11 protein-coding genes are annotated in these 12,071 nt (G+C 41.8%); all 11 read right to left on the reverse strand.

What is annotated here, in order from left to right; translation table 11 throughout:
- Nucleotides 1-1,344, reverse strand: coding sequence for a UDP-N-acetylmuramoyl-L-alanine--D-glutamate ligase (gene murD / locus CLV32_RS10090; protein ID WP_133554997.1), 1,344 nt, complete (start codon nucleotides 1,342-1,344; stop codon nucleotides 1-3).
- Entirely contained in the window at nucleotides 1,344-2,591 is a 1,248-nt protein-coding gene (gene mraY / locus CLV32_RS10095) for a phospho-N-acetylmuramoyl-pentapeptide-transferase (protein WP_133554999.1), read from the reverse strand. Before mraY ends, murD begins: the two co-directional genes overlap by 1 nt.
- On the reverse strand, nucleotides 2,591-4,048 hold the full coding sequence (locus tag CLV32_RS10100) for a UDP-N-acetylmuramoyl-L-alanyl-D-glutamate--2,6-diaminopimelate ligase (RefSeq protein WP_133555001.1): 1,458 nt from the start codon (nucleotides 4,046-4,048) through the stop codon (nucleotides 2,591-2,593). The genes mraY and CLV32_RS10100 overlap by 1 nt, the downstream gene beginning before the upstream one ends.
- Before the next feature lies 1 nt (nucleotide 4,049).
- Entirely contained in the window at nucleotides 4,050-6,143 is a 2,094-nt protein-coding gene (locus CLV32_RS10105) for a penicillin-binding protein (RefSeq protein ID WP_133555002.1), read from the reverse strand.
- A complete protein-coding gene (locus CLV32_RS10110; RefSeq protein ID WP_133555004.1) occupies nucleotides 6,133-6,567 on the reverse strand; it encodes an FtsL-like putative cell division protein in 435 nt (144 codons plus the stop codon). The genes CLV32_RS10105 and CLV32_RS10110 overlap by 11 nt, the downstream gene beginning before the upstream one ends.
- Nucleotides 6,564-7,469, reverse strand: coding sequence for a 16S rRNA (cytosine(1402)-N(4))-methyltransferase RsmH (gene rsmH, locus CLV32_RS10115; protein WP_133555006.1), 906 nt, complete (start codon nucleotides 7,467-7,469; stop codon nucleotides 6,564-6,566). Before rsmH ends, CLV32_RS10110 begins: the two co-directional genes overlap by 4 nt.
- Nucleotides 7,459-7,932 carry a division/cell wall cluster transcriptional repressor MraZ gene (gene mraZ, locus CLV32_RS10120; RefSeq protein ID WP_133555008.1) on the reverse strand — a complete coding sequence of 158 codons (474 nt, stop codon included), beginning with the start codon at nucleotides 7,930-7,932 and terminating at the stop codon, nucleotides 7,459-7,461. Before mraZ ends, rsmH begins: the two co-directional genes overlap by 11 nt.
- Before the next feature lie 757 nt (nucleotides 7,933-8,689).
- The gene (locus CLV32_RS10125) at nucleotides 8,690-9,883 is read right to left on the reverse strand and encodes a phosphoglycerate kinase (RefSeq protein WP_133555011.1); all 1,194 of its coding nucleotides are present in this window, start codon (nucleotides 9,881-9,883) and stop codon (nucleotides 8,690-8,692) included.
- Nucleotides 9,884-9,886: 3 nt separating this feature from the next.
- Complete coding sequence (locus tag CLV32_RS10130) at nucleotides 9,887-10,312, reverse strand: GNAT family N-acetyltransferase (RefSeq protein ID WP_133555013.1); 426 nt, start codon at nucleotides 10,310-10,312, stop codon at nucleotides 9,887-9,889.
- Complete coding sequence (gene gap, locus CLV32_RS10135) at nucleotides 10,305-11,300, reverse strand: type I glyceraldehyde-3-phosphate dehydrogenase (protein WP_133555015.1); 996 nt, start codon at nucleotides 11,298-11,300, stop codon at nucleotides 10,305-10,307. The genes CLV32_RS10130 and gap overlap by 8 nt, the downstream gene beginning before the upstream one ends.
- A gap of 54 nt (nucleotides 11,301-11,354) precedes the next feature.
- Nucleotides 11,355-11,969 (reverse strand): histidine kinase dimerization/phospho-acceptor domain-containing protein, encoded by a 615-nt coding sequence (locus CLV32_RS10140; protein WP_133555017.1) that lies wholly within the window; start codon nucleotides 11,967-11,969, stop codon nucleotides 11,355-11,357.
- Nucleotides 11,970-12,071 lie beyond the last annotated feature (102 nt).

The following is a 12,071-nucleotide window of genomic DNA, read 5'->3' on the forward strand; positions in this document are numbered from 1 at the left end:
CTACAGTTCTTTTACAGCCATCTTAAATTGATTGCCACGATCTTCATAATTTTTGAATAGGTCGAAACTTGCACATGCAGGCGATAACAATACCGTATCCCCTTTCTTTGCAAGGTGATAAGCCACCTGTACCGCTTCGTGTGCAGAAAATGTATTTACAATAACATCTACGTCATCTTCAAAAGCTTCGTGGATGCGTTTGTTATTTTTCCCCAGACAAACAATCGCCTTGACTTTGCTCTTCACCAATTCTTTCAGCATATCATAGTCATTCCCTTTGTCGACCCCACCCATGATCAAAACCACTTCAGGCTGTACACTTTCCAGCGCATACCAGGTAGAATTAACATTGGTAGCTTTAGAATCATTGATGTAATCTACACCGGAGATTTTAGCTACATGCTCCAGTCTGTGCTCGATGTTTTTGATATCACCCATACTCTCGCGAATAGTGGAATTACGGATATCTAACACTTTGGCAACTATGCCTGAAGCCATAGAGTTGTAAATATTATGCTTGCCCTGTAGGGCTAACTCTGAAATTGACATAGTGAACTGGTCTAATTGGTTGATATTGATATTTAAATTATTTCCTTCGAGGTAAGCTCCTAATTCAATCTTTTTACGGATTGAGAAAGGATATTTTTTTGCAGTCACTGTGGTATTCTTCAGTGCTTTCTGCGTTTCTTCATCATCGGCGCAATAGATAAAATAATCTGCCGCAGTCTGATTTTGCGTAATCCTCATTTTTGAGGCCGCATAGTTATTCATTTTATAATCGTACCGATCCAAATGATCTGGCGTGATGTTCAATAGCACCGCCAGGTCTGCCTTAAAGGCATACATGTCATCAAGCATAAAACTTGAAATCTCCAACACGTACCAATCAAAGTTTTCAGTAGCCACCTGAGCAGCAAAACTATGGCCGATGTTACCTGCCAAACCTACGTTCAACCCTGCTTTTTTCAAAATGTGATAAGTCAGCATTGTTGTTGTTGTCTTACCATTCGATCCTGTAATACAAATCGTTTTTGCATCGGTATAGCGCTTAGCAAACTCAATCTCTGAGATCACCGGAATGCGTTGTTTTTTAATCGCCTTAACAATGGCCACATCGTCTGGAATACCCGGACTTTTAATCACTTCGATCGCAGTGAGGATTAATTCCTGTGTATGTTTTTTCTCCTCAAAGGGGATGCTCAGTTCAGTTAGCGTTGCTTTGTAACGATCAGCAATAGCACCAAAATCCGACACAAAAACATCGAATCCCTGCTTCTGCGCCAGCATTGCCGCACCTACGCCGCTTTCGCCGGCTCCTAAAATGACAATCCTTTCCTTTTCCATTATCGTACTTTTAAGGTGATGATGGTAATGATGGCCAGCAAAATGCCGATAACCCAGAAACGCACAACAATTTTAGCTTCGTGATACCCTTTCTTCTGGTAATGGTGATGTAAAGGAGACATCAGGAAGATTCTACGACCTTCACCAAAACGCTTTTTCGTATACTTAAAGTAAGAGACCTGAAGCATGACAGATAAAATCTCTACCAGGAAGATACCACACAGGATAGGAATCAACAACTCTTTGCGGATCATGATCGCGAAAGCCGCGATAATCCCACCGATAGCCAAACTTCCGGTGTCCCCCATAAATACTTGTGCGGGATACGAGTTGTACCACAAGAAACCTACACAGGCACCCACAAAAGCACCCGCAAAAATCATCAGCTCCCCCGAATTTGGGATATACATGATATTGAGGTAATCGGCAATAACCGTATTACCAGACACGTAGGCTAACAGGCCCAGCGTAATCCCGATAATGGCCGACGTACCTGTTGCCAAACCGTCGATCCCGTCCGTAATATTAGCCCCATTTGATACCGCAGTGATGATCACCACAACAACCAGCAGGAACACAAAAAAAGCGTATTTCTCGTATCCAGGACCTAAAAACTTAAGTACCTTGGCGTAGTCAAATTCATTGTTTTTGTAGAATGGCATATTGGTGATGGTCGACTTCACATCCTGGGTATAGTAAAAAGTCTCGCCTTTCTGGCGCAATACCATCGGCGCAGCATCTTTAACCACTTTGCTTTCGTCTACTTTCTGACGAGCCACAATATTCGGGTTATAATACATGGTATAACCAATGATCAGCCCGAGTCCTACCTGTCCAACAATTTTAAAACGACCCGCCAATCCCTCTTTATTCTTTTTAAATACTTTGATATAGTCGTCCAGAAAACCTACAGCACCCATCCAAACTGTGGTGATAATCATCAGGATGACATATACATTGGTTAGGTTAGCCAACAGTAAAGTAGGCACCAGAATACCAAGCAAAATCATGATTCCACCCATCGTAGGCGTACCTTGTTTCTGCATCTGTCCTTCCAGTCCGAGGTTACGCACAGTTTCTCCAACCTGCATTTTGTGCAGATAGTTAATGATCCTGCGACCATAAACCGTAGTAATGATCAGGGAAATGATAATCGCCAGTGAAGTTCTGAATGTGATATATTGAAATAACCTCAATCCAGGGATGTCATAATGCTGACGTAGATATTCGAAGAAATAATATAACATTAGCTGATCGAGTTTAATTGTTCCATCAATATTTCCTTATCATCAAAATGGAATCTTACTCCATTAATTTCTTGATATTTTTCGTGTCCTTTTCCTGCTACCAGGATAATATCTCCCTTGCGGGCGAGGTGACAAGCCGTCCTGATTGCCTCCTTACGATCCAAAATAGACAGTGTTTTACGTTTGTTAGTTGGTGAAACACCAGCTTCCATATCATTTAAAATCGCCTGCGGATCTTCAGTACGTGGGTTATCGGAAGTCAGAATCACTTTATCACTCCAGTCACAAGCCACTTGTGCCATAACCGGGCGTTTGGTCTTATCCCTGTCGCCACCACAACCAATCACCGTAATCACCTGCTCAGTACCTTTTCTGATATTCTGTATAGTACTCAACACATTCTGAACAGCATCAGGTGTATGTGCATAATCCACAATACCAATAATTTCCTGCGCATTGCTTACATAATCAAAACGGCCTTCTGCACCCGTCAGGTTACTAAGTATAGTCAGTACTGTTAGTTTATCCTCGCCCAGCAACATCGCTGTACCGTAAACTGCCAACAGGTTATACGCATTAAATGAACCAACCAACTTGAAGAATACATCGGTATCATCAATATCCAGATTCAGTCCGCTGAACTTATTTTCAATAATCCTGGCTTTAAAATCAGCCAGTTGTTTTAAAGCATAGCTCTTTTTAGAAGCTTTGGTATTTTGCAGCATCACCATCCCGTTCTTGTCATCACCATTGGTTAAGGCAAAAGCAGTTTTAGGCAGCGCATCAAAAAATGCACGTTTGGCTTTGATGTAATTATCGAAGGTCTTGTGGAAGTCCAGGTGATCGTGTGTGATATTCGAAAACACCCCACCTACAAAATGAATTCCTTCAATGCGATGTTGCACCACAGCATGCGAACTCACCTCCATAAACGCATACACACAACCGGCCTGAACCATCTGACGCAACAATTGGTTAAGCGCAAGTGGATTTGGCGTTGTATGTGTGGCAGGTATAACAGTTTCATTGATCTGGTTCTCAACTGTAGAAATCAACCCTACATGATAACCAAGTTCTCTAAACAATTTAAATAGCAAGGTCGCAATAGTGGTCTTACCATTTGTACCGGTAACACCTATCAATTTAAGCTCTGCTGAAGGGTTACCGTAAAAATTTGCGGCCATGATTCCCAAGGCTACAGATGTATTTTCTACCTGGATGTAGGTAACCTGTTCGTTTAACACTTCAGGCATAACCTCGCAAATCACTATTCGCGCACCGGCAGCAATTGTCTGTTCAATATATTTATGTCCGTCGGATACTGTACCAGTTACTGCAAAGAATGCCGATTCCGGTATCACCTGACGCGAATCAAAAGTCAGGGCGCTAGTCTCCCTGTTTGTCGATCCGACAAGCTTAATAATCGTTACGCCGTATAAAATTTCCTGCAACTGCATCTTATTTCAATTCTATTTGAACACCCAGTCCTCGTCCAATTTTTTGTCCCGCCGCGATAGATTGTGCGTAAACCTTTCCGCTACCCATCACTTTGGTTTTTAAGCCGGCATTACCCAATAGAAATAAGGCATCTTTTAACCCCATTCCAGCAACATTAGGCATCACGCCTTTTAATGTGCTATATTCCTGGTAAACCAAACCATTACTCGTATCTATGCTATTAAAGTAATCTCCTTTTGCCGCGTAAAGGGTTTTAATTCCCAAGGCATTGTATACTTTTCTAACTTCTTTACTCTTTCCGGCTTTTGCCTCCGGCGATTTGGTATTGCCTACCAGATGTTCTTCTACATTGTTGTACATCTGCACATCGCGGGCGTAAATACGGTCAGCAATCTCACGGAACGGAGGTCCGGCAACAGCTGCAGCGTAATAAGCACCTTTAGGATCGTTGATTACTACAATCAAAGAATACTTAGGGTGATCAGCAGGGAAATAACCGCAGAATGAACTTTGGTATTGTTTTTTGCCGTAACCTTTATTGCCATCAGCAACTTGCGCTGTACCGGTTTTACCTGCTATCTTATAAAATTTCGAAGCCAGACTTTTACCAGTACCTTCAGTAAATACACCTGCCAGCATGGCTTGCATTTTACCTAATGTTGCCGGAGAGCAGATCTCTTTATTGATCACACGTGCCTGGAACTGCTCGATCGGGTTACCTAGTTTTCTGATTTCTTTTACAAAGATCGGCGCCAGATATCTTCCGTTATTTGCAATCGCATTGTAGAATGATAGCATCTTCAATGGAGTCAGTTGCATTTCATAACCATAAGCCATTTGCGGCAAAGTCAGGTTCTTGTTCCAACTTTTGTTTTTCGGGTTTTTAACTACCGGCTGAGCCTCTCCAGGAATCTGCAGCTCCAGTTTCTGGTTTAAGTGCCAATCATATAAATGGTCTGTAAATCTCGCTTGCTCCTCACGATAGTGTGTATTGACCAATTGTGCAATCGCTGCGTTTGAAGATTCTTCAAAAGCTTTTTTCACAGTCACGACACCGATACTTCCATGCGAATCCTTAATTAACTTACCTGGAACCTGATAATTCCCGGTAGCAACCATCGTATTAGTATCAACCTTTTTATCCTCTAGCAAAGCCATATAAGAAGCTACTTTAAAAGTAGATCCCGGATCCTGATTACCAGCAATAGCATAGTTAAATGTCTCTTTATACTCTCCGGGTGCAACCTGCGTAAAATTTGCTATTGCCCTTACCTCACCTGTAGCAACTTCCATCAGGATCGCAGCACCATGATGCGCTTCACTGGCAATCAGTTGTTTTTCCAATGCAGTCTGAACCAGATCCTGCATATTAATATCTATTGTCGAGATAATATCGGCTCCCTCTTTAGGCGCAATCTCCGCCTCATCATTTACAGGCATCCATACACCACCAGCGATCCGCTGCACCAAACGTTTACCACTCTCGCCATTGATGTAGTTGCCATAAGCACCTTCAAGACCTACACCGTTGGACACATTCTCATTTTTATACCCGATTGTTCTGGCAGCAAGAAATTTAAAAGGATGAATTCTTTTATTTTGTTGCACAGCGATCAAACCACCTGTGTATTTACCAATATTATATAGCGGGAAAGTCCTGATCATTTTCAGATCCTGATAATTGACTTGTCTTTTAATCAATAAGTAACGTGAACTATCCTGACGCGCGCTCCGTAGATAACGTGCATATTCTTTAGGCGTTTTGTCGGCAAAAAACTGCGATAACTTTAAGGCAAGAGAATCCACCTTACCATAAAAAACATCATTATCTTCAATACCTCCGGCAAAGAGATCCATGCGCAGCTCATATTCGGGCACAGAAGTAGCCAACAAGCTTCCATCGTTTGAATAGATATTTCCTCTGGCGGCATCAACATTGACATACTTTGTAGAGAGACTATCGGCCATGGCACGCCATTTATGTCCCTCTACAAACTGTACGTCGCATAGCCTGATCAATACCGCCACGGCAAGCAGTACAATCAGGCCGAAAGCCAGATAAACACGTAATAATATGTTTGCTCTAATGTTCATTGCTAGTCATCATTATTTTTTTAGGCGGTTCGGTTAATTCCTTTATGCCCAGCGTATCTACTTTTTTTGCCACCTCAGTCAACTTACTCTTGAACATAAGGTCAGCTTTTAACGATTTATATTCCCAGCTTAATTCTTTAACTTCTTTACCCAACTTATCTATGTCCCTGATATTTTTCATAGCCATATGGCTATTTGCGATATACAGCATACATAAAAAAGAAATAAAAAGCAGAAAAGGAAGCATCTCTGTCGCCGCCTCCTTACTTACTCCACCTTCCGTAAAAACCTTTTTGAAAAAGCCTACCGTACTGCTCTTTGATTCCGGTGTCGCTTCTTTTATTTTAGGCTTTTTAAGCTTGATCTCTGGTTCTTCCTCCAGTTCATCTTCTTCTATTATTGGGTTTTTAAACTGGTTATTCATAGCTTTTCCCCCACTCTAAGTTTCGCAGATCTTGACCTGCTGTTTGCCAGCAATTCAGCCTCATCCGCCACTACAGCCTTGCGGGTTACCGCGTTGAATGGCTTTTGCTGATTGCCATAAAAATCCTTGTCCACCTCTCCCCTCACTTTTCCTTTTGCAATGAAGTTTTTCACCGGCCTGTCTTCCAAAGAGTGATAAGACATCACCACCAGGCGTCCACCGGGTTTTAATACTTCGGCCGACTGCTCCAGAAAGCTTTCCAGTACTTCAATTTCTTTATTCACTTCGATACGCAAGGCTTGAAAAACCTGCGCCATATATTTATTCTCTTTTCCTTTTGGGATATGTGCCGCTACAGCCTGCTTAAATTCAGCCAATGTGTTGATTGGCTGAGCAACCCTGGCAGTAACCACCGCCTTGGCGAGCGACCGCGCATTTTTGACTTCACCATAAATACCAAAGATCTTATGGAGTTGCTCCTCAGCATAAGTATTCAGTACCATTGCAGCAGTTAACTCACTTTGCTTATCCATGCGCATATCCAATGTCGATTCAAAACGCGTAGAAAAACCACGCTCAGGCTCATTGAATTGATGCGACGAGACACCGAGATCCGCCAGGATACCGTCTACTGTACGGAAACCCAGCAAACGCAGGTTGTTTTTTAGAAAAGCAAAATTTTGATCTACAAAGCGGAAACGCGGATCATCTATAGCATTCCGTTGCGCATCAGGATCCTGATCGAAAGCGATCAACACACCGTCCTTACCCAGATGTTTTAGGATTTCACGCGAATGACCGCCGCCACCAAAAGTAACATCCACATAAACACCGTTCGGCTTAATCGCCAAACCATCCATGCAGGCTTGCAACATTACAGGTACATGGTAATTAGTTTCCATCCGCCCCCCTGTTCTTATTGCCCATTACTTCTTCGGCAAGACTCGCAAAGTTTGCAGGCTCATTATCAAAGATCGCTTCATAAGCAGATTTAGACCAAACTTCTATTTTATCAAACTGGCAAGCTAAAACAAGCTCGGTATTGATAGAAATACCTACAGACTCCATTAAAGAGTTCGGTAAATTAACCCGACCAGCCGCATCAAGCGTCAATTCCGTCGCGCCGCGGGTAAAATACCTGATAAATTCTCTAGTTTTTTGCTCGTAAGGATTGAGCTTACTCAGCTCTTCAACGATACCTTGCCATACTTTTTTAGGATAGATAACAAGATGTTTTTCGAAACCGCGGTTGATCACAAGTCCCTCTTTCTCAACGTCAGGCAATTGCTTCTTCAGACTCGAAGGCACCATAAGGCGACCTTTCGCATCCAATTTACAATCAAACTCTCCTAGCAGTTGAACCATTTTGATATTTATACTTTTTATGTAGTGTAAAAATAGATACTTCTACCACTTTCTACCACATTTTACCACAAAAAGTTTTCAACAAAACAAAAAAAATCCAAAAACCGCTTTTTTACATATTTAGAGGCATATTTTAAAGGTGGGAGAAAATCCCATAAATCCGTTATTTTTCAAATAGTATACGAACATACGCAATTTGCGGTGGAGTTTATAAACATTCTAACCTCCTAATAATCAGTAATTCCACTCAATGTACTTGATCATAAGAAGTTGAGCGATAATCTGAGCGAAAAAATAAAATGCAGTTTTTTTAGAGCCCCGAGTGCATAAGTTCCCACCGACTTTACCTGCCAATTATTTCCTATTAAGCAATGCTAAAAAGCACACTAATCCAGGGATTTTCCGAATATAAAACACGTTTCATCCAGTATTATTTGGCTGATAACTGGACAGATACTGGATAGGATCTGGATAGATACTGGATGAAAGCATCAGATTTTGTTCGGTCTTGTTAATTTAATCACCGATCAAGGCGAAATTCAACTTGCATGCAGACACTCAATAAACATCTGGAAATGAATGCAATCAGGACTATTTATTTTCTTATTAATTAAATTCAATTGACCAATAAGCATGCAGTAAAATGATTAATTACTAATCAGACTTTAGACAATCGATCTTGGATTGCACCGTATATAGATAAAAAAAGGTCCTTAGATTTTCACCTAAGGACCTTCGTTAAAAAACCGTTATTGAATTAGTCGTTGATTGCTTTTACGCCCGGCAATTCTTTGCCTTCCATATACTCTAGCAATGCACCACCACCGGTCGACACATAACTTACTTTTTCTTCCAATCCGAATTTAGCAATCGCAGCAGCAGAATCACCACCTCCGATCAATGAAAACGCTCCATTATCCTGTGTTGCAGCTACTACAGCATCTGCGATAGCACGGGTTCCCTGTTCAAAATTAGCCATTTCAAAAACCCCCATAGGGCCGTTCCACAATAAAGTTTTCGATCCTTTGATAGTTTCAGTGAACAAGGCTACAGTTTTAGGACCGATATCCAATCCCATCCAGTCGGCCGGAATTTTACCTGTATCAACCGTATCTTTCTGGGCGTTGTTATCAAATTTATCAGCTATCACTGTATCAAGTGGCAAGATCAGGTTAACGCCTTTGTCTTTTGCTTTTTTAACCAGTTCCAGGCAAAGCTCCATGCGGTCTGCTTCCAATAACGAAGTACCGATTTCGCCACCTGCTGCTTTTGCAAAGGTATATGCCATACCACCACCAATAATCAGGTTGTCTACTTTATCAAGCAGGCTTTCGATCAATAAGATTTTATCTGATACTTTAGCTCCACCCATGATTGCTGTAAAAGGTTTCTCAGCACCATGATTTACTTTTTCTGCATTTTTCAATTCTTCGGCCATTAAATAACCGAAATATTTAGCATGCGGGAAGAATTCTGCCACAATAGCGGTTGAGGCATGTGCACGGTGCGCGGTACCAAAAGCATCGTTTACATATACATCACCTAACTTAGCCAGTTTACCCGCAAATTCTTTGTCGCCTTTTTCCTCTTCCTTATAAAAACGAAGGTTTTCAAGTAATAAAACTTGTCCGGGCTCCAGGTTACGTGCTTCCTGTACTGCCTGCTCACCGATACAGTCGTCGGCGAATTTCACTTCCAGATCCAACATTCTGGAAAGATCGCCCAGGATGTGTTTCAAAGAATACTTATCCTCTGGTCCGCCTTTCGGACGACCTAAGTGTGACATCAGGATCACTGATCCTCCATCATTAAGGATTTTAGTGATGGTAGGAAGTGCTGCGCGCATCCTTTTGTCGTCTGTAATGTTGAACTCACTGTCTAAAGGGACATTGAAATCCACTCTTACCAAAGCTTTTTTATCTTTGAAATTGAATTGATCTATTGTGTTCATATTTTATTTTATTTGTATTGACATATTAAAGTGTGGACCGATACCTGGAACTTCAAACTCTTCAGAAATCACGTCGCAGTTTAGTTTCTTATAAAAACCGACAGCGGAACTGCGGGCATTGAACCAAAGATAGGAAGCTCCGGCATTTTTAAGGTGTTCTAGTGCAAATTTTACAAGTTGAGCTCCATATCCTTTACCCGAATAAGCAGGATCTGTTGCCATTCCCCTTAAGCGGTAGCCAGAAACACCGAGTTCAGGATAGTCTTCAGGAAAAAAAGTGCCCACACTAACCAGCTTGTCATCAACATAAGCACCCAAATGGAAGCCGTCCTGATCCCGATCAAAAACACATTCTGCAAGGGGCAGATTTTTACGCAACACCTCACTTCTAAGTGGCAGGGTGTCTGCAGCACTGATAAATTTAATCATATTGTAAGGCTATTTTCTGCACCAAATCTACTAATCTTGCTGAATATCCAGACTCGTTATCATACCATCCTACAACTTTTACAAGATCACCCACAATAGAAGTAAGCTGTGCATCAAAGATGCAGGAGTGTGCATTATCCAGAATATCCACAGAAACGATCGGATCCTCGGTATATTCCAGGATCCTGGTCATCTCATTTTCTGCAGCAAATTTAAACGCCGCGTTAATCGCTTCTATGGTAGTCGGCGTTTTCAGGATACACGTAAAATCCGTCAATGACCCATTTAACACAGGCACGCGAATGCCAGCTCCACCGAGCTTTCCATCCAGATGCGGAAAGATATGCGTTATTGCTTTTGCGGCTCCGGTGCTTGTCGGAATTATGGAAGCTGACGCGGCCCTTGCCCTGCGCAAGTCCTTATGGGGAGCATCATGCAGGTTTTGATCGCCCGTCATGGAGTGGATGGTAGTGATATAGCCATCTAAAATCCCCCAGTTATCATCCAGGATTTTCACCATGGGTGCAACGTTATTTGTAGTACACGAAGCATTGGAAAGTATCGGACTTTGAAGGTCCACCTTGTTGTCATTCACGCCCAACACGATCATGGGTATTTCCCAATCTGCCGACGGTGCGGAGATCAGCACTTGTCTTGCTCCAGCCTGCAGATGCAGCTCAGCACCAGCTTTAGTTGTATATTTACCAGTCGATTCTAATACAAGATCAATGTCTAAAGTTTTCCATGGGAGTTCCTGCGGCTTGGATTGCGACAAGACCAGGATTTCCTGTCCGTCTATAATCAACGCGTTTTCCGTGCTGCTAACTGTCCCTTTATAGCCACCATGTACTGTATCGTATTTAAACAAATGTGCCAGTGTTGCTGGGTTAGTTAAATCATTAATCGCAACTACATTTAACTTACGTGCTATTGCTTCACGTAAGAAGTTACGTCCGATCCTGCCAAATCCATTGATTGCAATGTTCATGTTCATTCAATTGAGGGCGCAAAAATACCCATTCTTTGAATCAATAAGAAAGGCTTACTTATTTATTGTGAGGTTAGCCATATTTTTAATCAGCTGGTCAAGTTCTTTCGCACTTGCACTAATCATATCGACCATGTTTTTCAGTGATTCATCCATTTCCATGGTTTCCAGCAACATACTGAGACCCATTATATTTGCTATAGGTTTTCTAACGCCATGCGATTGCATATAGGCAATTTCTGCAAGGGTAAACTGAGTCTTACTAAGCGATTCCTTCGTTTCTTCCAATTCATTGCTTTGCTGCATAAACTCTGTAATATCGTAACCGATACAAAATACACCTGCGGGCTGTCCGTTTTCATCAAACATCGCTTTGTAATCCCATTGCGTGGTGATGTACCCTCCTTTTCCATCATGTTTACGTATTGTGGCAGGAAATATACGATCTGGGAATCGAAATGCCAGTCCGGATACAGATTCGCAAACACGCATGTCATCTTTATGCATAGTGATGGAATAATGCTGGCCAACCAGATTTCCATACTGATTTTCAAAAACGCGGTTGTACCGCTTGTTGGCGTACGTATAGGTACTATCCATCCCTACAGAAATCATATAGTAGATCTGTGAATTATCCAGTAGCTTTTTGGTTTCTTCGAAATTTTTCATTTGTATCTTATTCAAATACGCTAAAATCAGGCCATTTAGTTTTGAAAAATTTCATTACATACAAGCACTTGTACGATTCGGATTGCGCAGAAAAACAAATGT

It is taken from the genome of Pedobacter duraquae (assembly GCF_004362245.1).
GTDB classification, from domain to species: Bacteria; Bacteroidota; Bacteroidia; order Sphingobacteriales; family Sphingobacteriaceae; genus Pedobacter; species Pedobacter duraquae.